Origin of the sequence: Limnohabitans sp. JirII-31, assembly GCF_002778315.1 — a bacterium.
In the GTDB taxonomy this organism is placed as follows: Bacteria; Pseudomonadota; Gammaproteobacteria; order Burkholderiales; family Burkholderiaceae_C; genus Limnohabitans.
On the sequence record NZ_NESA01000004.1, the window covers coordinates 113,317 to 139,787 of the forward strand.

At 59.9% G+C, this 26,471-nt stretch carries 27 protein-coding genes; 16 read left to right on the top strand and 11 right to left on the bottom strand.

Annotated elements, in window-relative coordinates:
- Positions 1 to 21: 21 nt before the first annotated feature.
- From ccmC to ccmI, 7 genes are read left to right on the top strand one after another with little or no spacing between them, the layout of a single operon-like run.
- Entirely contained in the window at positions 22 to 780 is a 759-nt protein-coding gene (gene ccmC, locus B9Z41_RS07145) for a heme ABC transporter permease CcmC (RefSeq protein ID WP_233202575.1), read from the top strand.
- Positions 777 to 968: a heme exporter protein CcmD gene (gene ccmD / locus B9Z41_RS07150; protein WP_100146360.1), complete on the top strand. Its 192-nt coding sequence runs from the start codon at positions 777 to 779 to the stop codon at positions 966 to 968. Before ccmC ends, ccmD begins: the two co-directional genes overlap by 4 nt.
- Positions 968 to 1,420 carry a cytochrome c maturation protein CcmE gene (gene ccmE / locus B9Z41_RS07155; protein ID WP_100146361.1) on the top strand — a complete coding sequence of 151 codons (453 nt, stop codon included), beginning with the start codon at positions 968 to 970 and terminating at the stop codon, positions 1,418 to 1,420. The genes ccmD and ccmE overlap by 1 nt, the downstream gene beginning before the upstream one ends.
- On the top strand, positions 1,417 to 3,345 hold the full coding sequence (locus tag B9Z41_RS07160; RefSeq protein WP_100146362.1) for a heme lyase CcmF/NrfE family subunit: 1,929 nt from the start codon (positions 1,417 to 1,419) through the stop codon (positions 3,343 to 3,345). The genes ccmE and B9Z41_RS07160 overlap by 4 nt, the downstream gene beginning before the upstream one ends.
- On the top strand, positions 3,342 to 3,920 hold the full coding sequence (locus B9Z41_RS07165) for a DsbE family thiol:disulfide interchange protein (RefSeq protein WP_100146363.1): 579 nt from the start codon (positions 3,342 to 3,344) through the stop codon (positions 3,918 to 3,920). The genes B9Z41_RS07160 and B9Z41_RS07165 overlap by 4 nt, the downstream gene beginning before the upstream one ends.
- Positions 3,917 to 4,387 carry a cytochrome c-type biogenesis protein gene (locus B9Z41_RS07170; protein WP_100146364.1) on the top strand — a complete coding sequence of 157 codons (471 nt, stop codon included), beginning with the start codon at positions 3,917 to 3,919 and terminating at the stop codon, positions 4,385 to 4,387. The genes B9Z41_RS07165 and B9Z41_RS07170 overlap by 4 nt, the downstream gene beginning before the upstream one ends.
- A gap of 1 nt (position 4,388) precedes the next feature.
- Positions 4,389 to 5,717: a c-type cytochrome biogenesis protein CcmI gene (gene ccmI, locus B9Z41_RS07175; RefSeq protein WP_100146365.1), complete on the top strand. Its 1,329-nt coding sequence runs from the start codon at positions 4,389 to 4,391 to the stop codon at positions 5,715 to 5,717.
- Positions 5,718 to 5,786: 69 nt separating this feature from the next.
- Here ccmI and B9Z41_RS07180 read toward each other — a convergent pair whose 3' ends face one another.
- From B9Z41_RS07180 to B9Z41_RS07225, 10 genes are read right to left on the bottom strand one after another with little or no spacing between them, the layout of a single operon-like run.
- Positions 5,787 to 6,383 (bottom strand): LuxR C-terminal-related transcriptional regulator, encoded by a 597-nt coding sequence (locus B9Z41_RS07180; RefSeq protein WP_100146366.1) that lies wholly within the window; start codon positions 6,381 to 6,383, stop codon positions 5,787 to 5,789.
- Between the two features lie 15 nt (positions 6,384 to 6,398).
- Positions 6,399 to 7,595 (bottom strand): tryptophan--tRNA ligase, encoded by a 1,197-nt coding sequence (locus B9Z41_RS07185; protein ID WP_100146367.1) that lies wholly within the window; start codon positions 7,593 to 7,595, stop codon positions 6,399 to 6,401.
- A gap of 4 nt (positions 7,596 to 7,599) precedes the next feature.
- Positions 7,600 to 8,271 carry a site-2 protease family protein gene (locus tag B9Z41_RS07190; protein WP_100146368.1) on the bottom strand — a complete coding sequence of 224 codons (672 nt, stop codon included), beginning with the start codon at positions 8,269 to 8,271 and terminating at the stop codon, positions 7,600 to 7,602.
- A 30-nt stretch (positions 8,272 to 8,301) separates the two neighbouring features.
- The gene (locus B9Z41_RS07195; protein WP_100146369.1) at positions 8,302 to 8,940 is read right to left on the bottom strand and encodes an L-threonylcarbamoyladenylate synthase; all 639 of its coding nucleotides are present in this window, start codon (positions 8,938 to 8,940) and stop codon (positions 8,302 to 8,304) included.
- 1 nt (position 8,941) lies between these two features.
- Positions 8,942 to 9,790, bottom strand: coding sequence for a DMT family transporter (locus B9Z41_RS07200; RefSeq protein ID WP_233202577.1), 849 nt, complete (start codon positions 9,788 to 9,790; stop codon positions 8,942 to 8,944).
- A gap of 35 nt (positions 9,791 to 9,825) precedes the next feature.
- Positions 9,826 to 10,683 (bottom strand): 3',5'-nucleoside bisphosphate phosphatase, encoded by an 858-nt coding sequence (locus B9Z41_RS07205; protein WP_233202579.1) that lies wholly within the window; start codon positions 10,681 to 10,683, stop codon positions 9,826 to 9,828.
- Complete coding sequence (locus B9Z41_RS07210) at positions 10,680 to 11,510, bottom strand: TatD family hydrolase (protein ID WP_100146372.1); 831 nt, start codon at positions 11,508 to 11,510, stop codon at positions 10,680 to 10,682. The genes B9Z41_RS07205 and B9Z41_RS07210 overlap by 4 nt, the downstream gene beginning before the upstream one ends.
- Positions 11,511 to 11,559: 49 nt before the next feature.
- Positions 11,560 to 11,904: a J domain-containing protein gene (locus tag B9Z41_RS07215; protein WP_100146373.1), complete on the bottom strand. Its 345-nt coding sequence runs from the start codon at positions 11,902 to 11,904 to the stop codon at positions 11,560 to 11,562.
- 55 nt (positions 11,905 to 11,959) lie between these two features.
- A complete protein-coding gene (gene lolD / locus B9Z41_RS07220; protein WP_100146374.1) occupies positions 11,960 to 12,679 on the bottom strand; it encodes a lipoprotein-releasing ABC transporter ATP-binding protein LolD in 720 nt (239 codons plus the stop codon).
- Positions 12,672 to 13,940 (bottom strand): lipoprotein-releasing ABC transporter permease subunit, encoded by a 1,269-nt coding sequence (locus B9Z41_RS07225; RefSeq protein ID WP_100146375.1) that lies wholly within the window; start codon positions 13,938 to 13,940, stop codon positions 12,672 to 12,674. The genes lolD and B9Z41_RS07225 overlap by 8 nt, the downstream gene beginning before the upstream one ends.
- A 42-nt stretch (positions 13,941 to 13,982) precedes the next feature.
- Here B9Z41_RS07225 and B9Z41_RS07230 point away from each other — a divergent pair, with 42 nt between their 5' ends.
- The 9 genes from B9Z41_RS07230 (at position 13,983) to B9Z41_RS07270 (ending at position 25,519) form a co-directional block, all read left to right on the top strand.
- A complete protein-coding gene (locus tag B9Z41_RS07230) occupies positions 13,983 to 15,011 on the top strand; it encodes a phosphoglycerate mutase (RefSeq protein WP_100146376.1) in 1,029 nt (342 codons plus the stop codon).
- Between the two features lie 4 nt (positions 15,012 to 15,015).
- Positions 15,016 to 16,725, top strand: a complete 1,710-nt coding sequence (gene recJ, locus B9Z41_RS07235) for a single-stranded-DNA-specific exonuclease RecJ (RefSeq protein ID WP_100146377.1) — start codon at positions 15,016 to 15,018, stop codon at positions 16,723 to 16,725.
- A gap of 21 nt (positions 16,726 to 16,746) precedes the next feature.
- Positions 16,747 to 17,505 (top strand): spermidine synthase, encoded by a 759-nt coding sequence (locus B9Z41_RS07240; protein ID WP_100146378.1) that lies wholly within the window; start codon positions 16,747 to 16,749, stop codon positions 17,503 to 17,505.
- 131 nt (positions 17,506 to 17,636) lie between these two features.
- Positions 17,637 to 18,122: a tripartite tricarboxylate transporter TctB family protein gene (locus tag B9Z41_RS07245; protein WP_100146379.1), complete on the top strand. Its 486-nt coding sequence runs from the start codon at positions 17,637 to 17,639 to the stop codon at positions 18,120 to 18,122.
- 17 nt (positions 18,123 to 18,139) lie between these two features.
- A complete protein-coding gene (locus B9Z41_RS07250) occupies positions 18,140 to 19,651 on the top strand; it encodes a tripartite tricarboxylate transporter permease (RefSeq protein ID WP_100146380.1) in 1,512 nt (503 codons plus the stop codon).
- Between the two features lie 98 nt (positions 19,652 to 19,749).
- Positions 19,750 to 21,024, top strand: a complete 1,275-nt coding sequence (locus B9Z41_RS07255) for a DUF3422 family protein (protein ID WP_100146381.1) — start codon at positions 19,750 to 19,752, stop codon at positions 21,022 to 21,024.
- Positions 21,025 to 21,045: 21 nt separating this feature from the next.
- On the top strand, positions 21,046 to 22,017 hold the full coding sequence (locus tag B9Z41_RS07260) for a tripartite tricarboxylate transporter substrate binding protein (protein WP_100146382.1): 972 nt from the start codon (positions 21,046 to 21,048) through the stop codon (positions 22,015 to 22,017).
- An 8-nt stretch (positions 22,018 to 22,025) separates the two neighbouring features.
- Positions 22,026 to 23,648: a gamma-glutamyltransferase family protein gene (locus B9Z41_RS07265; protein ID WP_100146383.1), complete on the top strand. Its 1,623-nt coding sequence runs from the start codon at positions 22,026 to 22,028 to the stop codon at positions 23,646 to 23,648.
- A gap of 38 nt (positions 23,649 to 23,686) precedes the next feature.
- Complete coding sequence (locus tag B9Z41_RS07270) at positions 23,687 to 25,519, top strand: gamma-glutamyltransferase family protein (RefSeq protein WP_100146384.1); 1,833 nt, start codon at positions 23,687 to 23,689, stop codon at positions 25,517 to 25,519.
- Here B9Z41_RS07270 and B9Z41_RS07275 read toward each other — a convergent pair whose 3' ends face one another.
- Positions 25,520 to 26,461 carry a DMT family transporter gene (locus B9Z41_RS07275; RefSeq protein ID WP_100146385.1) on the bottom strand — a complete coding sequence of 314 codons (942 nt, stop codon included), beginning with the start codon at positions 26,459 to 26,461 and terminating at the stop codon, positions 25,520 to 25,522. It lies immediately after the preceding gene.
- Positions 26,462 to 26,471 lie beyond the last annotated feature (10 nt).

Consider the following 26,471-nt stretch of genomic DNA (forward strand, 5'->3'; position numbering starts at 1 on the left):
GCATTGCGCTGTAATCAATTGGTGATCAATAAGTCTCGCTCCGGCACCCCCTGGTTTTATTATGCGGCCCCGCAAACTTTCTATGGTTTGGCGGGTCGCTGGTGGCCGTGGTTGGCCGTGTTGGCATCGGTCTTGTTGTGGGCTGGGCTGTGGTTGGGCTTCATGGTGGCTCCCACCGATTTCCAGCAAGGCGAGGGCTATCGCATCATCTTCGTGCATGTGCCCGCGTCTTGGATGTCGATGGTCATATACCTGGCCATGGCGTTTTGGAGCGTGTTGGGTTTGACCTTCAACACACGCTTGTCGGGCATGATGACGCGTGCGCTGGCACCCACGGGCGCTTTGTTTGCGTTTCTGTCGTTGTGGACCGGTGCCTTGTGGGGCAAGCCCATGTGGGGCGCCTGGTGGGTGTGGGATGCGCGCCTGACTTCAGAGTTGATCCTTTTCTTTTTGTACCTCGGCTACATCGCCTTGACCTCGGCCATTGACGACACGCGACGTGGTGACCGAGCCGGCGCCTTGGTGGCCATCGTGGGCGCCATCAATGTGCCCATCATTTATTTCTCAGTGAAGTGGTGGAACACTTTGCACCAAGGTGCTTCTGTGTCGTTGACCAAATCGCCCACCATGGCGGCGGTCATGCTGTGGGCCATGTTGTTGATGGCCTTGGCGTTTTGGTTTTACACCTTGGCGCTGGTGCTGTACCGCGTGCGTACCTTGATCTTGCAGCGTGAGCGCCATGCAAGCTGGGTCAACGAGTTGCCGGAGGTGCAGTCATGACCTGGAACAGTTGGGCTGATTTTTGGGCTATGGGCGGCTATGCCGTTTATGTGTGGGGCAGCATGGGGGTGACTTTTGGCCTGTTGGCGCTGGAAGTGCTGCAAGCGCGTGTGGCGCGTCGCCAGGTGCTGGCGCAGTTGCGTGCCGAACGTGTGTTGGCCGAATTGCCGGCAGAGGATATGTCGTGATGAAACCCAGAACCAAACGCTTTGCCCTGATTGCCGCAGGCATCGTGGTGCTGGCCGCCGCTGCGGCCTTCGTGTTGAATGCTTTCCAAAGCAACTTGGTGTTCTTCTTCACGCCGACCCAGGTCAGCCAGGGCGAGGCTCCCAAGGGGCGTACCTTCCGTGCGGGTGGCATGGTGAAAGACGGCAGCTTGCAGCGCGATGGCAACACCGTGCGTTTTGTCATCACCGACACCGCGCAAGACATGACCGTGACCTATGTCGGTCTGTTGCCCGACTTGTTCAAAGAGGGCCGCGGCGTGGTGGCCCAAGGCAAGCTGGGTGACGACGGTGTGTTTGTGGCCAGCGAGGTATTGGCCAAGCACGACGAAAACTACATGCCACCGGAAGCCAAACATGCGCTCGATCAAGCCACGGCTGCCAAAGCCGCTCAATCTCTGAAAGCTACCCCATGAACGCTGAGTTCGGACATTTCGCGCTGATCTTGGCGGCGGTGGTGGCGCTGCTACAAGGCGTGCTGCCCTTGCTGGGCACGTATGTGCGCGGCACGCAGATGCAAGTCAGCTTGCAGAGCCTGGCGCGTCCCACGGCGGCCTTGCAGTTCGTGTTGGTGGCGCTGGCTTTTGGTGCCTTGGCATCGTGCTTTTTGAACAACGATTTTTCTGTGCAGTACGTGGCACAACACTCCAATTCTTTGTTGCCCAAGCCCTACCAGTTTGCTGCGGTGTGGGGCGGCCATGAAGGCTCGCTGCTGCTGTGGGTGTTGTTGCTGGCGCTGTGGTCGGTCTCGGTGGCGCTGTTTTCGCGCAGCTTGCCGCTGGACATGGTGGCGCGGGTGCTGGGTGTGCTGGGGTTGATTTCGGTGGGCTTTTTGCTCTTCATCTTGACCACCTCCAATCCGTTTGAACGTTTGTTGCCTGCGGCCTTGGATGGCCGGGACTTGAACCCCTTGTTGCAAGACCCCGGTTTGGTGATTCACCCGCCCATGCTCTACATGGGCTATGTGGGCATGTCGGTGGCGTTCGCGTTTGCGGTGGCTGCTTTGCTCAGTGGTCGTTTGGATGCCGCCTGGGCGCGTTGGTCGCGCCCATGGACGGTGATTGCCTGGACCTTCCTGACCTTTGGCATTGGCTTGGGTTCGTGGTGGGCGTATTACGAATTGGGCTGGGGCGGTTGGTGGTTTTGGGACCCGGTCGAAAACGCTTCGCTCATGCCCTGGCTGGTGGCTACGGCCTTGATCCATTCCCTGATGGTGACCGAAAAGCGCGGCAGCTTCAAAGCCTGGACGGTGCTGCTGGCGATTGCGGCGTTTTCGCTCTCGCTGTTGGGCACGTTCTTGGTTCGCTCGGGCGTGCTGACCTCGGTGCATGCCTTTGCGTCAGACCCCAAGCGCGGTATTTTTGTGCTGATCTTCCTGGCTGTGGTGGTGGGGTCGTCGCTCACCCTGTTCGCTTGGCGTGCCCCGCGTGTCACCTTGGGTGGGCGCATGGCCTTGGTGTCGCGCGAGTCGTTCTTGCTGGCCAACAGCGTGTTGCTGGTGGTGGCTACGGCGGCTGTGTTACTGGGCACCATCTACCCCTTGATCATCGATGCCTTGAACTTGGGCAAGCTGTCGGTGGGCCCGCCCTATTTCAATGCCGTGTTTGCACCGCTGCTGGTGCCGGTGGTGTTCTTGATGATTCCGGGTTCGATCTCGCGCTGGCGCGAGGCGCGCGTGGCGGAAATGGCGCACCAGTTGCGCTTCACGGCAGCGGCTGCGTTGGCGGTGGCCTTGGTTTGGCCCTACTTTTTGGGCGGTTGGTCTGCGGGCACCGTGCTGGGCTTGTTCTTGGGCGCTTGGGTGGCATTGGGCACGGCGCAGCAAGTGTTGGCGCGTGTGCGCAAGCCAGGGCGCATTGGCTTGTCGTTTTGGGGGCAACAAGTGGCCCACTTTGGCATGGCCGTGCTGGTGATCGGTGTCACAGGTGTCAAGTCTTACGAGGTGGAGCGCGATGTGCGCATGCACGTGGGCGATGTGGTGACGATTGCGCCATATACCTTCCGCCTGGACAAACTGGCCGAAGTGCTGGGGCCCAACTACAAGGCGGTGCGTGCCGATGTGCAAGTGCTGCGCGAGGGTCAGGTGGTCGAGGTGTTGCAGCCCGAGAAGCGGCGTTATTTCTCGTCGGCCATGCCCATGACCGAAGCGGCCATTGATTCAGGCTTTATGCGTGATTTGTATGTGTCCTTGGGCGACGCGTTGGACGATGCGCGCACCGAGTGGAGCATGCGCGTGTACTACAAACCCTTTGTGCCCTGGTTGTGGGGCGGGGTGTTGCTGATGGTGTTGGGCGGTGTGTTGGCCGCTTTGGACCGCAGATACCGCAAGGCTGTGTCATGAAGAAGTTTCTGATTCCTTTGGTCTTGTTTCTGGGCTTGGTGATTTTTTTGGCCATTGGCTTGAACCGTGACCCGCGTGAAATCCCGTCGCCGCTGATCAACAAACCGGCGCCTGAATTCAGCCTGCCTACCTTGAACGGTGACACGCCGTTCTCGCCCGCCGACATGCGTGGCAAGGTGTGGATGTTCAACGTCTGGGCCACCTGGTGTGTGGCGTGTCGCGAAGAGCATCCCGTGCTGGTGGCCTTTGCACAAAAGTACAACGTGCCCATCGTGGGCTTGAGTTACAAAGAAATTCAACCGCAAGACGAGGCTGCCAAACAAAGCCTCGACATCAAGCTGCAAGTCGCGCGCGAGCGCAGCCAGGTGTGGCTCAAACGCCATGGCAACCCCTACATCAATTCGGTGATGGACCTGGATGGTCGTGTCGGCATTCACTATGGGGTCTATGGCGTGCCCGAGACTTACATCATCGACAAAACCGGCGTGATTCGCTTCAAGCATGTGGGTGCGGTGACCCCTGCCTTGCTGGCTGAAAAAATCATGCCGCTGATTGACACGCTGAATAAATCATGAGCTGGCTACAACATTTTTGGCTTTGCATGGCCTGTGGTGTGGCCGCTCTGAGTGCACACGCACAAACAGGGCCTGAGGCAGCACCGCTGGCACAAGACCCGGTGGTCGAAGCTCGACTGGTCGGCCTGTCACAAGAGCTGCGTTGCTTGGTGTGTCAAAACGAATCACTGGCGTCGTCGCACGCCGAGTTGGCCGATGACTTGCGCCGCGAGGTGCGTGACTTGATTCGACAAGGCAAGACCGACCAAGAGGTGAAAGATTTTCTGGTGGCGCGCTATGGTGACTTTGTGCTGTATCGCCCCGAAGTCAAACCCCTGACGTGGGTGCTGTGGTTTGGCCCCTTTGTATTGCTGTTGTTGGCGGTTTTATTCTTAGGCCGTTATTTGCAGGCGCGCCGTGCCCAGCTCAACCCCCAAGCACTCAGCGACGAAGATCGTGCACGTGCTGAGCAACTGTTGAAAGATTGATGTGACGCCAGCGCTTGCTTTTATCTTTGCTGCCACAGGCTTGACCTTGTTGGTGGTGGCTGTGTTGTGCATGGCGCTTTGGCGTGGTGCGTTGCGTGGCGCACGTGCCACGTTGAACGCTGCCCAGGCGCTGGACCATCCCGCACAAGCCAATGCCGCGGTGTATCGCGACCAGTTGGCCGACTTGCAGCGCGAACACGCCTTGGGCAATTTGAACGATGAAGAGCTGCAAGCCGGACGCGACGAGTTGACCCGGCGCTTGTTGGACGACGTGGGGCCTGAGGCTTTGGCCCAACCGCAAGCGCTGTCTGAGGAACGCGTGTCTGCGTCCACCTCAGCGGTTGTGGCAAGCATGCGCAAACCATGGGCGTTGATGTTTGCGGTGATCTTTTTGGTGCCAGTTTTGTCGATGGTGATGTACGGTGTTTTGGGGCAACCCCAGGCCTTGGATCCCTTGGCGTTGCAACAAGGCGCAGACACAGAAGGCGATGTCACCCCGGAAAAGCTCGCTTCCATGGCCAGTGCCTTGTCACGTCGCTTGCAAGATGAGCCCAACAATGTGGACGGTTGGGTCATGCTGGGGCGCGTACAGCGTGCCTTGGGCCTCTTGGGAGAGGCTGACGAGGCCTTGCGCAAGGCGCTCGAACTCAGCCATGACGACAACGTGCTGATTGAGCGCGCTGAAGTGCTGGCCCAAAAGAATGGCGGTAACTTCACCGGTGAGCCTTGGGCCATCATTCAGCGGGTGTTGACAGCCGATCCGCATCAACTCAATGCCCTGCTGCTGGCGGGCAGCGCCTCCTACGCCGAAGAAAACTTCCGTTCTGCCTTGCGTTTTTGGGAACGTGCCCGCGAAGAGGTGTCTCCTGACTCACCCGATGCACCCGAACTGGACCGTGCCATTGCGCAGGCTCGCAGCAAGATGGGCTTGCCGCCCATCCCACCGCGTGCGGACAGCGTGAGCGAGCGCGATGCAGCGCTTCAAGCGTCAAGCATCAGTGGTCGCGTGAGTTTGGTCAGTGAGTTGGTGGGCAAGGTGGCACCTACGGACACCGTGTTTGTGTATGCCACACCTATCACCGGTTCGCGCATGCCTTTGGCCATTGTGCGCACCACAGCGGCCAAGTTGCCGTTTGACTTTGTGCTCGATGACAGCACCGCCATGAACCCGGCAGCCAAACTCTCGGGTGCTGACGAAGTGACGGTGCGCGTGCGTATCTCCAAGAGTGGCCAAGCCGTGGCACAGCCTGGAGATCTGGGGGTCAGCGTGACGCCAGTCAAACCAGGAACCACGGGCTTGAACCTGATGGTGAGAGACACCTTGCGTTGAGGCTGGTGTTGGTGAAGTCATAAAAAAATCCCCCAGTGCTGGGGGATTTTTTTGGGGCCAAGAAGCTGTTTACAGCAAGCCGTTCATGCGTGCAAAGTGCAGCGTCTGGGTGCGGCTCTTGACGTTCAAACGACGGAACAAACGCCACAGGTGAACTTTCACCGTGTGTTCGCTGATGTCGAGCTCAGTGGCAATGTCGCGGTTGCTCAAGCCTCGGTCGAGCATGATGATCAGCTGCTTTTGACGCTTGGACAACTTGGTGTCGCCGGCCACCACGACTTCTTCGTCCGGGTTGCCGTCAGTTGCCGCAAACAGGCCCTGAATGGCTGCCGAGATTTCGTTCGCAGGGGTTGATTTTTCGATGTACAGGTCAGCACCTGCTTCGATGCAGGTTTCTTCGGCTTCACCAGCGGGCATGGACGAGATGACCACCAGAGGCACTTCGCCGTACATGCCTTTGACTTCGCTCACCGCAGACGTGCCCTTGACGCCGGGCAACAGCAAGTCGAGCACGAACAGTTCGGGCGTGCCGTTCTTGATGATGGCGGCTTGCAGCTCGCTGAATTTTTCCAGCTCCACCACTTTGGCTGCTGGTTTCATGCGGCGCAGCAACATGGCTATCGCTTGGCGAACCAGTGGGTGGTCATCGATGATGTACAAACTCATTTTCTTCTCCTGCTTTCAGTAGTTCAGACCGATGGCCTCGCGCACATCGCGCATGGTTTCTTTGGCGGTGACACGTGCTTTTTCAGTACCTGCGTCAACGATATCACGAACTATTTTAGGGTTCTTCATATAAGGTTCCGCGCGTTCGAGCATCGGCTGCTGTTCGCGCAAGATGGCATCGATGATCGGTTGCTTGCATTCCAGGCAGCCAATGCCTGCCGTGGTGCAGCCTTGCGACACCCATTGACGCTGTGCTTCGTTGCCGTAGACCACATGAAATTGCCAGACAGGGCACTTTTCAGGGTTGCCGACGTCAGTGCGTTTGACGCGCGCCGGGTCGGTGGGCATGCGTTTGACTTTTTGCTCGATGGTGGCACGGTCTTCACGGATGGCGATGGCGTTGTTGTAGCTCTTGCTCATCTTGGCGCCATCCAGTCCAGGCAATTTACTGGCCTCAGTCAGCAGGATCTGGGGTTCAGGCAGCACGATCTTGCCCGTGCCCTTGAAGTAGCCTTCCAGGCGTTCACGGTCTTCGACCGAGAGCTCAGGTGCCGAGGCGATGTAGCCCAGCGCACCTTCCATGGCCTTGGTGTCGCCAGTTTCTTGGTAAGCCTTGCGTGATTTTTCCAAACGTTTGACGCTGTCTTTGGGCAATTTGGCCAGGCTGGCTTCAATCTTGGCCTCGGCGTTGATTTCACGGCCATACAGGTGGTTGAAGCGGCGCGCGGCTTCACGCGTCAATTCGACGTGGCTGGCTTGGTCTTCGCCCACGGGCACGTATTTGGCTTTGTAGATCAAGATGTCCGCCGCTTGCAGCAGCGGGTAGCCCAGAAAGCCGTAGGTGGTCAGGTCTTTGTCCTTGAGCTTTTCTTGTTGGTCTTTGTATGTGGGGACACGTTCCAGCCAACCCAGCGGTGTGCCCATGGCCAAGAGTGTGAACAACTCGGCATGTTCGGGGATGCGGCTTTGCAAGAACAGCGTGCATTGTTCGGGATCGAGCCCGGTGGCCAGCCAGTCGATCACCATCTCATAGACGTTCTTCTCGATCACCTCACGGCTTGCGTAGTGGGTGGTCAATGCATGCCAGTCGGCCACGAAAAAGTAGCAGTCCATCTCGGACTGCAGACGCACCCAGTTTTTCAAGGCGCCGTGGTAATGGCCCAAATGCAGAGCACCCGTGGGGCGCATGCCGGAGAGAACGCGTTCTTTCATGAGATCAAGGCTTCAACAAAAATTCCAAAGGACTGAGCAACAGGCTCAGCAACTCAAAGGTGAGGGTCATCAAAGGGGCCATCCACAAGCTGTTGATGACGCCCATCACGACCAAGGCCATCACGATGTAGAAACCCCAGGGTTCCACTTTGGACAGCCAAACGGCTTGCTTCCAAGGCAACAGGCCGACCAAGATGCGGCCACCGTCGAGCGGCGGCAGGGGAAACAGGTTGAAGGCAAACATCACGGCATTGACCTTGATGCCCGCTTTGCACACTTCCAGCACAAAGCGCTCGTTCACGCCCATGCCAACGCACAGATACAAAGCGATACCCCACACCAGGGCTTGTGCCAAATTGATGGCAGGACCAGCCAAGGCCACCCACACCATGTCGCGTTTGGGATGGTTGAGGTTGCCAAAGCGAACGGGCACGGGGCGCGCATAGCCAAACAAAAAATTGCCGCCCGTGGCGAGGAACAACAACACCGGCATCACCAGAGTGCCCATGGGGTCGATGTGTGGAATGGGGTTCAAGGTGACGCGACCCATCATCCAGGCCGTGTTGTCACCCAGACGGTGAGCCACATAGCCATGCGCGGCTTCATGCAAGGTGATGGCAAAGATCACCGGCAAGGCATAAATCAGAACGGTTTGAATCAGGTCAGAAAAATTCACACACTCATTGTCGCATCGAACACTTGCGTGTTAATCCATTCCCAACGTGCTCAACGGCCCACGCCCTTGTCGGATCAAGGTGGGGTCACCCCCGCCGTCCATCGAGGTCAGGTCCACCACGGTGGTAGGGGCCAAGGGGCAGGCCCCTGCATCGATGACGGCGGCCAGATCGTGCTCAAAACGATCGCGAATCGCTTCGGCGTCGTTCATCGGGTCGCTGTCACCTGGGGCAATCAAGGTGGTGGCCAGCAAAGGCGCGCCGTGCAGTGCCAGCAAGTCGAGCAGGGTGCGGTTTTGCGGCACCCGCAGGCCAATGGTTTTGCGCTGTGGGTGGCTGACCCGACGAGGTACTTCCTTGGTGGCTTCCAGGATGAAGGTGTAGGCCCCAGGGGTGGCGGCTTTGAGCAGGCGGTATTGACGGTTGTCGACCCGTGCGTAGTTGGCCAATTCCGACAGGTCGCGACACATCAGCGTCAGGTGGTGTTTGTCGTCGACTTGGCGCATGCGGCGCATGTGTTCAACGGCGGCTTTGTCATCGAGGTGGCACACCAAGGCATAGCTGGAGTCGGTGGGAACGGCCACCACGCCTCCGCGTGTGAGCAAGGCCACCGCTTGTTTGAGCAAGCGTGCTTGTGGGTTGTCGGGGTGAACTTGAAGAAACTGGGCCATGTCAAACCGATTGGTGTTCACGCTGGCTGAGCCAAGCTGCGCCCAAGCCACACAAGGCAATCAGCAGCATGCCCATGCGTGCCCAATGATCAGGCACATGGGCAAACACCAGCCAGCCAGCAAAAGTGGCGAAGGCGATGCCGCTGTAGAGACAAGGGGTCACGTTGGCCGCTGGCGCGCGCGAGAACGCCAGAATCAAGAGGTAGTGACCCAAGGTGCCAGCGCACCCAATCAGACACATCAGGGCCCATTCAAACGACGTGAGGTCCGTGGTCCACGCCCCCAGGCCCACCAACCCAGAAGCAATCACCGCACCGACCCAGCCCGTGTAGAGGTGCATGGTGACGGGGCTTTCGCTTTTGGCCATGTGGCTGGTCAAAATTTGAAATACAGCGTTCGAGACCACCAGACTCAATGGCAACCATGCATGGCTGGTGTCCATGCTGCCGCCGGGGCGCACGATGAGCAAAGCTCCGAGCAAGCCCCCGCTGACAAACAGCCAGCGCAACACCGACACCTGTTCTTTCATGACAAAGCGCGCCAAGGCCGTGACCACCAAAGGCGTGAGCATGATGAAGGCCGTGAATTCGGCCACGGGCATGTATTTCAAACTGGCAAAACCCAACACACTGCACATCAGCAGCAACAGACCGCGCACGATTTGCAAGCGGAAATTCTGGGTTTGGAACATGGTCATGCCACTGCGCGGCCACAGCATGGCGGTGCTCGCCACCGCCTGAAAGGCGTAACGGAACCACAGCACCATCAACAGCGGCACGCTGGCAATCAAAAATTTGTTGGTGGTATCGAGCACGGCAAAACAAGCCATCGCCAAAATGGCGTAGGTCATGCCTGCCAATGGCACACGGGAATGAACGCCTGCCTTCATTGGATGCGGTGGGCCAGCAACTCCCACACGGGTGTGAGCTGGCCAGGCAACCAAGGCAGGGTGCCTAAGTCGATGCGGCTTTCATCGGGACTGTGGAAATCGCTGCCACGCGAGGCGACCAAGTTGAACTCACGCGCCATGTCGGCGTATTTCACGTACTCGGGCGGTGTGTGGCTGCCCGTGACCACTTCGACACCTTGGCCGCCGTGTGCCTTGAATTCGGTGAACAACGCGTACTCTTCGTTGGCGGTGAAGTTGTAGCGGCCTGGGTGCGCAATCACCGCCACGCCTTGGCAGTCGGTGATCCATTGCACGGCATCTTTGAGTGCGGCCCAGCGGTGTGGCACAAAACCGGGCTTACCTTCTGTCAGGTAGTGGCGAAATACCTCAGAGGTGTCCTGGCACACGCCGGTCTCCACCATGAAGCGGGCAAAGTGCGTGCGCGAAATCAGCTCGGGGTTGCCCACGTACTTGAGCGCCCCTTCATAGGCTCCGCGAATGCCAACCTTGGCCAAACCTTCGGACATTTCCTGGGCGCGTTCACTGCGCCCACCGCGTGTACGGCGCAGGCCCTCGACGATGCGTGCGTCTTCGGCGTCAAAGCCCAAGCCCACGATGTGCACGGTTTGGCCAGCAAAGGTGACAGAAATTTCGGTGCCCGTGAGGTACTTCATGCCGTGCGCTTTGGCAGCGGCTGCGGCGCGTTGTTGGCCACCGACTTCATCATGGTCGGTCAAGGCCCACAACTCCACACCGTTGGCATGTGCCCGCGCGGCCAGCGCTTCGGGTGTGAGCGTGCCGTCCGACACCACGGAGTGGCAGTGCAAATCAGCGTTCAAGATGGAGGTGCTCACGTGCTCAATTGTAGGCGTGGCAGTGCGGCACATGCATTGGCACGGGTGGCATGTGCCAGCTCAGCCAAAGGCATGCCGCGCAAGTCGGCCAGCACTTGCGCAATGCGTGGCAACTCAGCCGGCGTGTTGCGACCTTGTGGCTGGCCGGCGCTGCGTTGGGCTGCGGTGGCATACAGCCAGTGCGGTGGAATGTCGGGTGCGTCTGTTTCGAGCACGATGGCCGACAGCGGCAACTCGGTGGCCAAGCGGCGCAACTGCAAGGCGCGGTCAAACGTGAGCGCGCCGCCAAAGCCCAATTTAAACCCCAGATCGATGAAGGCTTGCGCTTGTTGCAGGCTGCCGTTGAAGGCATGGGCAACGCCACCCACCACGGGGATGTCGCGCAGGCTCTTGAGCAAGCTGTCTGCCGAGCGACGCACATGCAAGATCACCGGCAGTTGGTGGCGTTGCGCGAGCTTGAGTTGTGCGCGGTAAAACAGCAGCTGTTTTTGCCAAGCTTCTGGCGTGTTCAGTGTGGGTACAAAACCGTCCAAGCCGATCTCACCCACAGCCACCAAACGACAGTCGTCACGTTGGGCATGCAGGCACTGGTCAACTTGTTCGAGATCGCTCAGCGTGCTTTGTGGCGTGTAGAGGGGGTGAATGCCCAGCGCGTATGCGTCGCTACCTTGATGTGACAACGCGCGCACAGCGTCAAAGTCAGCGGCTTGTACGGCGGGAATGACGCAACATGTCACGCCTTCCTCTCGTGCGCGAGCCCGAACCAGAGCGCGGTCAGTGGCGAATTCCGCAGCGTCAAGGTGGCAGTGAGTGTCGATCCAGAACATGGCCTTTGATTATCGAGGCCAAGCGCATAGCGCAGGTGCGGAGGATCGCTCAGATGTAGGCGTGCAATCGACCCCGACGGTCGTAGGTGGTCAACACCCCGTGGTGGTCTGACAGGGCATGCGGGTCGTCAGCGTGGGCAGCGGGCTGGAGGATGGCACGAGGCCCCTGCACCTGGCGCAACCATTGGTCATAGGCGTAGCGCCGCTCAGGCGAAGACAGGGTGGCATAAGCGGCATTGAGTTCGGCCATGTGCTCACCACTGGCAGGCAGTTGGCCTGTCGTGCGGTCTGGGTGGTAACGCTTGGCCAAGGCGCGATAAGCCGCACGAATGACGTCGGGCTCCGCCGTCGGTGCCACGCCTAGCAATGCGTAATGGTCTTGAAATCCGTCCATGTGGCGGATTGTATAGAAAAACCAATAAAAAGTATTACAAATTAACAGAAGTGAATTATTTGATTGAATTCAATTCGTCTTCGAGCTGGCCTTGGTTCAACTGCAATTGGCGGCTACACCGTGCGGCCAGTGCGGTGTCATGGGTCACCAAGATAAAAGCGGTGCCTTGCTCTCGGGCCAGTTGCAGCATCAAGCCAAACACTTGGTCGGCGGTGCTGCGGTCCAGGTTGCCGGTGGGCTCGTCGGCCAGCACACAGGCGGGACGTGTGACCAATGCACGGGCAATCGCCACGCGCTGGCGTTCACCGCCAGACAGCTCGGCAGGACGGTGGTGCAAGCGCTCCCCCAGGCCCACAGCACGCAAGATGGCTTGGGCCTGTACCGTGGCCGCTTCGCGGTCTAGGCGACGAATCCACAGCGGCATGGCCACGTTATCGAGGGCGCTGAACTCGGGCAGCAGGTGGTGAAACTGGTAGACAAAGCCCAGGTGTTGGTTGCGTAACACGCCCAACTGGGTCACGCTGAGTCCTTGCAGTGGCTGCCCTGACCAAGACACGGTGCCTGAGGTGGGAGCATCCAGGCCACCCAGCAAATGCAGCAGGGTGCTTTTGCCAGAACCTGATGCGCCCACGATGGCCAAGGTTTCGCCTGCATGGACCGTCAAGTTGACGCCTTGCAACACGGTCACATCCAAAGGGCCTTCGCGAAAGCGTCGACCCAAAGCGCGTGCCACCAGCACGGGGTCTGATGGGACGATCTGGCTGTGTTCACTCATAGCGCAGCGCCTCGGCAGGGTTGATGCGGCTGGCGCGCCAGCTCGGGTACAGCGTGGCCACCAGTGCCATGGCCAGTGAGAGCAACACAATGGGCCAAATGTCGGCCGATTGCGGGTCGCTGGGCATGCGGCTGATCAGGTAAATGTCGCGCGGCAAAAAGCTCGCCCCCAAGGCGTTTTCGATGGCGGGCACGATGACGTCAATGTTGAAGGCCACGCCCAAGCCCAGCAGCAAGCCCGCCAAGGTGCCGAGCACGCCCACGGTGGCACCTTGCACCACAAAGATGGTCATGATGCTGCGCGGGCTCGCACCCAAGGTGCGCAAGATGGCAATGTCGGCCCGCTTGTCGGTCACCGTCATCACCAGGGTGGTGACCAGGTTGAACGCTGCCACCGCCACGATGAGTGTGAGGATGATGAACATCATGCGTTTCTCCACCTGCACGGCCGCAAACCAGTTGCGGTTTTGTCGGGTCCAGTCGCGCACGATCACATTTGGTCCCAGTTGCGCTGCCAAGTCAGAGGCCACACTGCGGGCTTGTTGACTGTCTTTGAGTTTCAGGCGCACGCCACTCGGCGAGGTCAAGCGAAAGATGCGCTGTGCATCGTCAATGTGCAGCAGCACCAGCGTGGCGTCGTATTCGTAGTGGCCTGAGTCAAACAGCCCGGCCACGGTGAGTTGTTTCAGGCGTGGCATCACGCCTGCGGGGGTGACCTGGCCGCCGGGTGCCACCAGCGTCACGCGGTCACCCACTTGCACGCCGAGTGCGCGTGCCAACTCGCCACCCAGCACCACGTTGAAGCTGCCGGGTTGCAAGGCATCGCGTACCGACGGAGGCAATTGCAAGGTGAAGTCAGTGACCTGGGTTTCCAGTTCAGGCGCAATGCCACGCACCATGGCGCCGCGCATGTCGTCACCACGCGCCATAAGCGCTTGCTGTGCCACAAAAGGCGCGGCTGCCAGCACCGAGGGGTGTTGGCGCGCTTGGGCCATCAAGCCCGTCACATCCGCAAAGCCTTCACTGTCGGTGGCCAGTAATTCGATGTGGGCCACCACAGCCAACATGCGGTCACGCACTTCTTTTTGAAAACCGTTCATCACACTCAACACAATGATCAGCGCGGCCACACCCAGGGCTATGCCCAGCATGGACACACCTGAGATGAACGAGATGAAACCATTGCGTCCGCTGGAGCGGCCAGCGCGGGTATAGCGCCAACCAATCAGCAGCTCATAAGGAATTCGGGAGGGGGCAGTCATGTCAGGCGCGATTGTGTCATCACATCACAGACAATCACGCCCATGCCTTCTGTTTTGCCTGCGTCAGTTGCCCCTCTCACTGTGTTGCCCTATGCCTTGTGGACCGTGCACGAGAGTGAACAAGCCGCGTTGGCGCAAGTTCTCAATGCGCTGCCCCTGCCCAATCTGCGCGCTTGGGGTTCGCAGTCGCAACGCCGTGTCGTGGTGCAAGAACCGCCGACAGGGTGGGCACCCGCTGCGTTGTCGTTGCCGCACGAGCGCCTTCAGGCCCAAGCCCTGGGCTGGCCCGTGGTCGATGGCTGTCTGCCTTGGGCTGCGCAGCGCGCCGCTGAACTTGGGCTACAGGTCGCCTCGTCTGACACGGGGGCGCCCGCCGCCTGGGGCTTCATCAGCTTGTGCAATTGGCAAGTGAGCAATGGTCAAGTCACCCTGGGTCACCCGGCACAGCTGGCGCTCGATGACGGCACCGACTCGGCGCTGTTCAACGCCATGGCCCCATTTTTTGCCGAAGACGGCTTCACGCTCCACCGCGATGTCCCGGGACGTTGGCTGGTGCACTCGCCTGTGTTGGCCGATGTGCCCACGGCCTCGCTCGAGCGCGTGATCGGTCGCAACATCGACCCCTGGCTGGTGGGCGGTGACGCTCCGAGCGGGGTGGCCAAGTTGCTGCGACGTTTGCAAAACGAGATGCAAATGTTGCTCTACACCCATGCGGTCAACGCGCACCGTGCGGTGAGCATCAACTCGTTTTGGTTGCATGGCACCGGTGCGTTGCCTGTGTCGTTGGCACACCAGCCCGTACCCATGCACTTGGTGAACCACTTGCGCGACAGCGCGATGCAACAAGACCTGATGGCCTGGCTAGAGGCCTGGCAGCGCGTGGACGCGGAGGTCATTGCACCCTTGCTGGCTGCGGTGTCCCAAGGGCAGACGCCCCAGTTGGTGCTGTGCGGCGAGCATGAGCACCATGTGTACGACAGCGCCAAGCCAGGCTTGTGGCAACGTTTACGTGGCCACTTCAAGCCCCTCATCTTAGACACTGTGTTAGCGGTGACTGCCCCGAAAGAATGACCCCATGCAATTGATTCCACGCGATATGCCGCCTCGCAGTGTCTGGGCTTTGGAGCAAGCAGGCCTGCACCCACTGCTGGCGCGTCTGTATGCCGCACGTGGCGTGAGCGATCCGCACGCCATGGACGTCTCGCTGGCGCATTTATTGTCCCCTGACGGATTGAAGGGCATTCAACAAGCGGCGGTGTTGTTGGCCGACGCGGTGGCTGCCGACCGACGGCTGTGCATCGTGGCCGACTACGACTGCGACGGGGCCACCGCTTGTGCCGTGGCGCTGCGTGGGCTGCGCATGTTGGGGGCACGTCATGTGTCGTACATCGTGCCCGATCGCGTGGTGGATGGTTATGGCCTGACGCCACCGATTGCCGAGCGCGTCAAGGCCAGTGGTGCGGATGTGTTGATCACCGTGGACAACGGCATTGCCAGTGTGGACGGCGTGGCCACGGCCAAAGCTCTGGGTCTGCAAGTGGTGGTGACCGACCACCATCTGCCTGCTGCGGTGTTGCCGCAAGCCGACGCCATCGTCAACCCCAACCAACCCGGCTGCACCTTTGCCAGCAAATCCCTGGCCGGGGTGGGCGTGATGTTTTATGTGCTGTTGGCACTGCGGTCTGAGCTGCGCACGCGTGGCGTGTTCGCCTTGGCGGCGCAGCCCAAGCTTGACAGTTTGCTGCCTCTGGTGGCGCTGGGCACTGTGGCCGATGTGGTCAAGCTCGACGCCAACAACCGCCGTTTGGTGGCGCAAGGTTTGGTGCGTGTGCGCAAAGGCCACATGCCAGTTGGCATGACGGCTTTGTTTGTGGCAGCAGGCCGACAGAGCGCGCAATGCACCTCGCAAGACTTTGGCTTTGCCTTAGGGCCGCGCATCAACGCTGCGGGGCGTCTGTCGGACATGACCTTGGGCATCGAGTGCTTGAGCACCGACGACGTGGCGCGCGCCACCGAGCTGGCCACCCAGCTCGACCGCATCAACCGAGAGCGCCGTGACATCGAAGGCGACATGCGTGAACAAGCGTTGGCCTTGGCGCAAGACATGTTCGACCCCGAGGAAGAACCGCCGTCGGCCTTGTGCGTGTTTGACCCCGACTTTCATGAAGGCGTGGTGGGCATCGTGGCCTCCAAGCTCAAAGACCTGCACCATCGCCCCACCTTTGTCTTTGCCCCCAGCCAAGCGAATGGCAAAAGTCATGAGCTCAAAGGCTCGGGCCGTTCCATTCCAGGTTTTCATTTGCGCGATGCCTTGGACTTGGTGGCCAAACGCCACCCCGGTGTGTTGCTGCGTTTTGGTGGACACGCCATGGCCGCGGGTTGCACGCTGGACGAAGAACACCTGGCCACCTTCGAAGAAGCCTTGCAACAGGTGGCTCAGGAGTGGCTCGATGCCGCCACCTTGCAACGCCGCCTGGAAACCGATGGCCCCTTGCTGCCTGAGTACCGCCGCCACGATGTGGCCCATACGTTGGCGCGTGAGGTTTGGGGCCAAGGTTTTGCGGCACCCACCTTCAGCGAAGAAGTCGAGGTCTTGGGTCAGCGGCTGGTGGGCGAGAAACACTTGGCCTTGAAGTTGCGCCACCAAGGCCAACTGGTGGACGGCATATGGTTTGGCCGGGTTGACCCTTTGCCCTCTCTTGCCCATTTGGCTTTTCGCCTGGAAGCCGACGAGTGGCAGGGCAACCAACGCGTGCGCTTTGTGGTGGAAGCCATGGGCGAATAAACCGACACATCCGAGATACCCATGGCGACCCATAAAAAGCAGCAGCTCCCCGACGTGAATTTTTCCGAGTACGGACCCGTGCGCTATTTGCACCTGGGCACCGAGTGGATTCAAGGCTCGATGCTGATTGACAAGCCGTTCGACATTGAGCTGGAGTACGTGCAGCGCATGATGGCGTGGCTGCTGTTTGTCGAGCCCGACCGCGTGGCCAAACTGCATGCCATGCAACTGGGCTTGGGGTCTGCGGCGCTGACCAAGTTTTGCCACAAACATTTGCGCATGAAGACCACGGCCATCGAGCTCAACCCGCAGGTCATTGCGGCGTGCCGCCTGTGGTTCAAGCTGCCCGCTGACACGGCCAAGCTCAACGTGGTGTTGGGCGATGCGGCCGAGGTGGCCAAGCATGCCCATTGGCAAGGTCAAATCGATGCCTTGCAGGTGGATCTCTACGACCACGAAGCCGCCTCACCCGTGCTCGACAGCGCCGAGTTTTATGCCGACTGCCGCCGCTTGCTGACCGACGACGGGTGCATGACGGTGAATTTGTTTGGTCGCAGCTCCAGCTTTGCCCAGAGCGTGGAAAAAATGGCACAAGCCTTTGGCGCCGATGCCTTGTGGGCTTTCAAGCCGACACGCGAGGGCAACACCATTGTGTTGGCGCAACGCACGCCCAAGGTGGTGAAGCGGGCCGAGTTGATGGCCCGGGCGGAAGCCATCCAAGCCCGTTGGCCATTGCCTGCGACCAAATGGGTGCGTGTCTTCAAACCCTTGAGCCCCTGAGCGCCAAGCCGCACCAGATCAGGGTTTACCCGGTTTCCCGACGTGACAGGGCGTAGGTGGAACCCACATCATGTGTAAGCACTGTGACCCGCACAATTCGCGCCATGTTCGCTGTTCTTTGAGGAGAAGAAATGATCAAAAGTCAAAAAGACTTTTTCTCCGGCCTAATGTTCACATTGGTCGGTGGTGGTTTTGCTGTAGGTGCCATGAATTACTCCGTGGGTACCGGTGCTCGCATGGGCCCTGGGTACTTCCCGTTGTTGTTGGGCATCGTGCTGGCCGTGTTGGGTGCCTTCATCATCTTTTATTCGCTGGTAGAGCACGCCGAAGACGGTGACAAGGTGGGCAAGTTCGCTTGGCGGCCTATCTTTTACATCTTGGGCTCTAACTTGGCGTTTGGTGTGTTGTTGGGTGGTCTGCCCAGCATCGGTCTGCCAGCCATGGGCTTGATCATGGCGATTTATGCCTTGGTTTTGATTGCCAGCAAAGCGGGTGAAAACTTCGTCCTCAAAGACGTGTTGGTTCTTGCAACCATTCTGTCGGTTGGCAGCTACTTGGCGTTCATCGTTCTGCTCAAACTGCAGATGCCGGTGTGGCCTACCTTCATCACTGGTTGAGTCGGGAGAATAAAAAAATGGATCTGCTTTCAAACCTTTCTTTGGGTTTTGGCGTGGCCTTCACGCCCATCAACCTGATGTACGCCTTGGTCGGTTGTATCTTGGGCACGCTGATTGGCGTGTTGCCAGGCATCGGCCCAGTCGCCACCATCGCCATGTTGTTGCCTGCCACCTATGCGCTGCCCCCTGTGTCAGCGCTGATCATGTTGGCCGGTATTTACTATGGCGCCCAGTATGGTGGTTCGACCACCGCGATTTTGGTGAACTTGCCGGGTGAGTCGTCGTCCGTGGTGACCACCATTGACGGCTACCAAATGGCTCGTAAAGGCCGTGCGGGCCCTGCACTGGCTGCTGCTGGTCTGGGTTCGTTCTTTGCTGGCTCCGTGGGTACTTTGATCTTGGCTGCGTTCGCACCGCCTTTGACCGAGTTGGCCTTCAAGTTCGGTCCTGCCGAGTACTACTCGCTCATGATCTTGGGCTTGGTGGGTGCTGTGGTGTTGGCTTCGGGTTCGTTGCTCAAAGCCATTGCGATGATTGTGTTGGGTTTGCTGATGGGCCTGATTGGCACCGACGTGAACTCTGGCGTGGCGCGCTTTAGCTTTGACATTCCTGAGTTGACCGACGGTGTGGGCTTTGTGGCTGTGGCCATGGGTGTGTTTGGTTACGGCGAGATCATCTCGAACCTGTCGCAACCCGAAGACGAGCGTGAAGTGTTCACTGCCAAGGTGGAGGGCTTGTTCCCCACCAAGGAAGACTTCAAGAACATGATTCCTGCGGTGCTGCGTGGCACGGCTTTGGGTTCTATTCTTGGCGTGTTGCCAGGTGGCGGTGCTTTGCTGGCAGCGTTTGCGGCTTACACGATTGAGAAGAAAACCAAGCTCAAGCCTGGCGAAGTTCCTTTCGGTCAAGGCAACATCCGCGGTGTGGCGGCACCTGAGTCGGCCAACAACGCCGGTGCACAAACCTCCTTCATTCCCTTGCTGACCTTGGGCATTCCACCCAACGCTGTGATGGCCTTGATGGTGGGTGCCATGACGATTCACAACATCCAGCCGGGTCCTCAGGTGATGACCAGCAACCCTGAGTTGTTCTGGGGTCTGATTGCCTCGATGTGGATTGGTAACCTGATGCTCGTGATCTTGAACCTGCCTTTGATTGGCATGTGGATCAAGCTGTTGTCGGTGCCTTACCGCTTCTTGTTCCCCGCCATTGTGTTGTTCTGCGCCATTGGTGTGTACTCGACCAACAACAACACCTTCGACATCTGGTTGGTGGCAGCCTTTGGTTTCATCGGCTACCTGTTCGTGAAGTTGGGTTGCGAGCCTGCGCCTTTGCTGCTGGGTTTCATCTTGGGCCCCATGATGGAAGAGAACTTGCGTCGTGCCCTGCTGCTGTCACGCGGTGACTGGTCGGTGTTCGTGACCCGTCCTCTGTCGGGTGGTCTGTTGGCTGCTGCACTCTTGCTGCTGATCATTGTGCTGTTGCCATCGATCCGCTCCAAACGCGAAGAAGCCTTCGTGGAAGAGTGATCAGGGCTCACGCCTTGTCTTGAAACGGCACCTTCGGGTGCCGTTTTTCATAGGGCTTGAGTTTTGCGACACAATCTTTCTAAACAGAAAGGCTGCCCATGATGGATCACTCGCAACGCCTCGCATTGCACAACGAAGTTCATGCACGCCCGCCTGAACCTATGCACGCACCCTTGGCGATCTCGCACGTGGTGATGTGGGTTGACCGTGACACGGCCCAAGCCAGTCGGGCCCATTTGGCGCGTTTGCTGCGAGATCACCATTTGCCAGCACCCGACGTGCACACCAACCACGTGCGCATGGACCTGGGGGCCTTTCGCCTGCGCTGGGAATTGCACACCGAGTTCGTGTCGTGGACGTTCATGCGAGCGGGGTCCTCGCAGATGTTGACGCAGAGCAACCTGGTCACGGCGATTGAAGGCGTGCCCCAGCAGTGGTTGTCCGATTTGCCGGGTCAGTGTTTGGCCCGCTTGCATTTGTGGTTGCTTGCCACCGGCGGTCACGACATGCATGACATGTTGCCGCGCATGCTGCACGAGGACACCTTGGTCGCATCTACCGTGGCCGAAGGCCATGGCGAGGTCTACACCGACTTTCAGTTGCACCCCGATGGGTATTCCCGCATCGTGTTGCTGGCGGGCTCTTTGTCGCCCCGTCGCCAAGGACGTTTGGTGCAGCAACTGCTGGAGATCGAGACCTACCGCATGGCGGCCTTGCTGGGTTTACCGGCGGCCCGTGAGGCATCTGCGGCCTTGGCCGATGCCGAGCGTGAGCTGGCAGCCTTGGCCCACGCGGTGCGTAGCGCCCAGACCCAGCACGAGGCAGGTCTGTTGGACCGATTGACCCGTTTGGCGGGTGAGGTGGAAGGTCAATACGCGGCCACCCATTCGCGCTTCTCGGCCACCCGCGCTTATTTTGAGTTGGTCGATCGCCGCATCCGTGACATTGCCGAATCGCGCATGCCTGGCATGCAAACCATCGGCGAGTTCATGGAGCGACGTTTGTCTCCTGCGCGCAGCACTTGCGACTGGGCGGCGCGGCGACAAACGGCGTTGTCCGAGCGGGTCTCGCGTATGAGCAACTTGTTGCGCACGCGGGTGGACTTTGAGCAGCAAGAAAGCAGCCAAGCGCTGCTGGCAGCCATGAACCAACGCCAAGGTTTGCAACTCAAGTTGCAGTCCACGGTGGAGGGTTTGTCGGTGGCCGCTATCACGTACTACATCACGGGCTTGGTGAGTTATTTAGCCAAGGGCGCGGTGCATTCTGGCTGGCCTTTTTCACCCGATTTGACGGCGGCTTGTGCGTTACCGTTGGTGGCTGCTGCGGTGTGGTGGTCGATGCGCCGTCTGCACCACAAGGTCTTTCAAGCTTAAGCACATACAGGATTTGCGATCATGACTCTTTCACGTTGGGTGCGACTGTGCACCGCACTGGCGCTGGCTGCATGCGCCCTACCTAGCCTGGCACAAATCTACCCGAACAAACCGATCCGTCTGATCGTGCCGTTCCCGGCGGGCGGCGCCACCGACATTTTTGCGCGCGCTTTATCGATCAAGTTGCCGGAGAAATTAGGTACCTCGCTGGTGGTGGAAAACCGCCCAGGCGCTGGCGGCACCTTAGGTACCGACTTGGCCGCCAAAGCGCCCGCCGATGGCTATGTGTTGCTGCTGGCCACCACCAGCACCCACACCATCGGGCCAGCCTTCAACGCGCGCTTGCCGTATGACGCGGTGCGCGACTTCACGCCCATTGTTCATGTGGGCAATGCGCCCAGCATCATGCTGGTGCCCAACAGCTCGCCCGCACACAGTGTGAAAGAGTGGATCGCCTATGCCCGCGCCAACCCCGGCAAACTCAATTACGCCTCCAGTGGCAACGGCACCATCGTGCAGCTCACGGCCGAGCTGTTCAAGGCGGAGACCGGTTTGTTTGTGGTGCACATTCCCTACAAAGGCACGGCCTTGTCGATTCCCGATTTGGTGAGCGGCAAACTGGATGTGCTGTTTGACTCTTTACCCAGCGGTATTCCCCATGTGCGTGATGGTCGCTTGCGCGCTTTGGGCGTGACCAGTGCCAAGCGCACGCCTTTGGCACCCGATTTGCCCGCCATCTCCGAGACCGTGCCGGGTTACGAATCGAACACCTGGTTTGGCTTGTATGGCCCCAAAGGCTTGCCCGCCGAGGTGGTGGCCAAAGTCAATGCGGCCGTGAACCACACCTTGGCAGACCCAGAAGTCAAAGACAAGTTGTTTCGCCTAGGCATCGAACCCGTCGGGGGCACACCCGCAGAGTTCAGCGCCATGCTGGCACGCGAATCCACCAAGTGGCGCAAGATCATCGTCGACAGAAAAATCACCGCAGAGTAAATAGAAAAATGAACTTCAATTTCAACAACCCCTACACCTCCACCCGTTTGCCCGTGTTCGCCCGCAATGTGGTGTCTACCTCTCATCCCTTGGCTGCCCAGGCCGGCTTGCGCATGCTGTGGCAAGGTGGCAATGCGGTGGACGCGGCCATTGCAGCGGCAGCCGCCATCACCTTGACCGAGCCGGTGAGCAACGGTTTGGGGTCGGACGCGTTTTGCATTTTGTGGGATGGCAAAGAACTGCATGGTTTGAACGCCTCTGGTCGTGCGCCGCAAACATGGACGCCTGAATACTTTCAGCGCAAATACGGCGCTGATGCCAAAACGCCGCCCAAGCGCGGCTTTGACTCGGTCACCGTGCCCGGTGCCGTGGCCAGTTGGGTGGCGATGAGTGAGCGCTTTGGCAAGCTGCCCTTTGAAGACCTGCTGCAACCCGCCATCGAGATTGCCGAACGTGGCTACTTGCTGCCCGTGGTGGTGCAACAAAAGTGGGCCGCCGCCACGCCCGAGCTGCAAGGCTTGCCCGGCTTTGCCCAAAACTTTTTGCCCTGGGGCCGTGCGCCCCATGTGGGCGAGTTGTTCAAGTTTCCCGCTGCGGCCAAAGGCCTGCGTGCCATTGCGCAAACCAAAGGGGCGGCTTTTTATGGCGGTGAGATCGCACATGCGATTGAGAAATTTGCCGCCGCCAACGGTGGCAGCATCACCGCCCGTGACTTTGCAGACTACAAAGCCGAATGGGTCACGCCCATTGCACAAAACTACCGTGGCTACACCTTGCACGAGATCCCACCCAATGGCCAAGGCATTGCAGCGCTGATTGCGCTGGGCATCTTGGAGCACTTTGACGTGGCCAGTTTGGCGGTGGACGGTGTGGACTCACAGCACTTGCAAATCGAAGCCATCAAGCTCGCGTTTGCCGATGTGTACCGCTACGTCGCCGAGCCCCAGCAGATGGAAGTCACCCCGGCCCAAATGCTGGACCCCGCGTACTTGAAGAGCCGCGCCCAACTCATCCACATGAAGAAGGCGCAAGACTTTGGTGCTGGCAACCCCGTCAAAGGCGGCACGATTTACCTCAGCACCGCCGACGAAAACGGCATGATGGTCAGCTTCATCCAGAGCAACTACATGGGCTTTGGCTCGGGCTGTGTCGAGCCCAACTTTGGCATCAGCTTGCAAAACCGCGGTCACGGCTTCAGCCTGGATGCGCAGGGCCTCAACCCCGCCAACTTGGTGGCCCCTGGCAAGCGGCCCTTCCACACCATCATCCCGGCCTTCCTCACCCAAAACGGCCAACCCGTGATGAGCTACGGCGTGATGGGCGCCAACATGCAACCGCAAGGCCACATGCAGACCTTGGTGCGCATGCTGGACTACGGACAAAACCCGCAAGCGGCGTGCGACGCGCCGCGCTGGCGCTACAACGCGGGGCTAGAGATCAACGTCGAGTCCAGCCTGAACCACGACACCGTGGCGGGCTTGCAGGCACGCGGTCACCGCGTGGAGGTGATCAACGACAGCTACCAAGACTTTGGGGCCGGTCAGTTCATCTGGCGCGCTGGCGACCCCAAGGTCGAAGGCTATGTGGTGGCCAGCGACGCACGCCGTGACGGTTTGGCCGCAGGCTTTTAAGCCCATCACACAAGCTCACATTGCCAACGCCCCACTGCATGCATGCTTTGAGCGGTGACAGCCCGTGTCAGCTCAGCCCAACGTGGCGTGCCCTGGGTGTTGGCTGGTTGGTGTGCTTGCTGTGTGTGGGCGCTGCACCCGCCGCGCTGGCGCAAGCGCCTGAGCAACCAGAAATCGCCACCGGCTTGCAACACAAGACCGAGGTGGTTCGTGCGCATTGGGCGGTGGCGGCGGCGCACCCGCTGGCCACACAGGCGGGTTATGACATCTTGCAAGCCGGTGGCTCTGCGGTGGACGCGGCGGTGGCCGTGCAAATGGTGTTGGGTTTGGTCGAACCGCAGTCCAGCGGTTTGGGCGGTGGCGCTTTGTTGCTGCACAGCCAAGGCACACAGGTGGAGGCCTTCGATGGCCGCGAAACCGCCCCTGCCACAGCGAGCGAAGATCTGTTTCTCAATGCCCAAGGGCAGCCCCTGCTTTTTTACCAAGCGGTGGTCGGCGGCCGCGCGGTAGGCACACCGGGTGTGTTGCGCATGCTGGCGCTGGCACATGCACGTCATGGCCAGTTGCCCTGGGCGCGTTTGTTTGAACCTGCGATACGTTTGGCGCAGCAAGGCTTTGCCATCAGCCCGCGCTTGCATGCACAACTCAAAGCCGATGCTTACCTGCGCCTGGACCCGGTGGCCCGCGCTTATTTTTACCAAGCCCATGGCGCGCCTCACCCCGTGGGTCATGTGCTGCGCAACCCGGCCTTGGCGGCTTTGCTGCAACGCATTGCCACCGAGGGGCCCCAAGCGTTTTACACCGGTGAGGTGGCGCAAGCCATGGTGCGCAAAGTGCAGCAGCACCCCAGCAACCCAGGCCGTTTGAGCCTGCAAGACTTGGCGCAGTACCAAGCCCTGGAGCGCGAGCCTGTGTGCTTTGCGCACCTTGCCATGCAACGCCGCTACCGCATTTGCGGTTTTCCGCCGCCGAGTTCTGGCACCTTGGCCATTGGCCAAATCTTGGGACTGTTGCAGCACACGGCCGTGTCCGACACGCCCTTGCGCGATGGCCTGCCCACACCAGAGTGGCTGCATGCTTACAGCGAGGCCTCTCGCCTGGCCTACGCTGACCGCGCGCAGTATGTGGCAGACCCTGCGTTTGTTGCGGCACCCGGCGGCGATTGGCGGCACATGCTCAAGCCCACTTACTTGCGCGAACGTGCAGCCTTGATTGGGCCCACACGCATGCCCCAGGTCACCTACGGCAACCCCGTGCGGGACGAACACACCCAGTACGCGCCCAGCCCAGTGCAGCCCGAGTACGGCACCTCACACCTGAGCATCGTGGACGGGCAGGGACGTGCCGTGGCCATGACCACCACCATTGAGAGTGCGTTTGGCGCGCGCCAGATGGTGCATGGGTTCTTGCTCAACAACGAACTCACCGATTTCACTTTTGTGCCGCGTGATGTCCAAGGTCGCCCGGTGGCCAACCGGGTCGAGCCACGCAAGCGGCCACGCTCATCCATGTCGCCGTTGCTGGTGTTCGACCAAGACACGGGTGCGTTGGTGATGAGCCTGGGCAGCCCCGGTGGCGAGATGATCATTCATTTCACCGCCAAGGTGTTGCTGGGGGTGCTGCACTGGGGGCTCTCGCCGCAGCAGGCGGTGGACTTGCCCAACTTTGGCAATCTCGGTGGCCCCATGGTGTTGGAGACACAACGCTTCAGTGCTGCCAGTGTGGAGGCTTTGCGCGCACGCGGCGGTGACGTGCAAACACGCGACCTCACCAGTGGCACTCAAATCTTGCAGCGCCAGACGCGCGAGGGGCGTGCGGTGTGGGTGGGCGCGAGTGACCCACGCCGCGAAGGCGTGGTCATGGGCCAGTGATCAAGGCTCGGGCGCGGCGATGGGCTTGCGTTGCCCTTCGCGTCGGGCAATCCACAGCGTGGACAGCAAGATCACCGAGGCACCTATCCAGGTGGTTTCGCTGGGCACCTCGGTGAACACCCACCACCCCATGAGTGACGACCACACTAAGTCCAGGAACCGCATCGACTGCGTGGCCGAGATGTCGGCTACGTGGAAGGCGCGCGTCAAGCAGTAATGGGCGACAGTGCCCATGATGCCTGCGGCAAAAAAGTTGGCCCATTGCCAGGCGCTGGGATTTTTCCAGTGCAACACGGCCATGGGCAAACTGAAGATGGCCACTGTGATGGCTTGCCACAGCACGATGACCCCAGGGCTTTCGTAACGGGTCAAGGCTTTGGTGATCAAGAACGAGGCCGCAAACACCGGCGCTGACGACAGCATGACCAAGTGGTACACCCCGCCATTGTTGGAGAGGTGCGGCAGCAGCACCACCAAAACACCTGCAAAGCCAAACAATGCGGCAATCCAACGGTCACGGTGCATGCGTTCGCCCAAGAACCAGGCTGCGCCGATCATGATGAAGATGGGGCCAGTGAAGCTGATGGCCGTCATGTCGGCCATGGGAATATGCGGCAGGGCGATGAACCACAGCATCAGGCCCGCCGCATGCACGCCGCCGCGCCAGAACTGACCTTTGATGTCTTTGGGCCAATAGGCTGCAGCCCCCGATCGCCACACCACAGGCAGCAACACCAGCAGGCCACAGAGATAGCGCAAGAACTGGGTTTCAAATGCATCGAGCTCGATGGACATCTTGCGTGAAATCACATTGAGCATGGAAAACATCATGCCGCCGGCCATCATCCAAAGCATGCCCTGCAAGGGGCGCGGCAGTCTGCCTGCGGCGCGGTGAGTGCGGTGTTGGGCCAGGCGCAAGCGCCGTCCGAAAAATTGGGTCATGTGGAAAAAA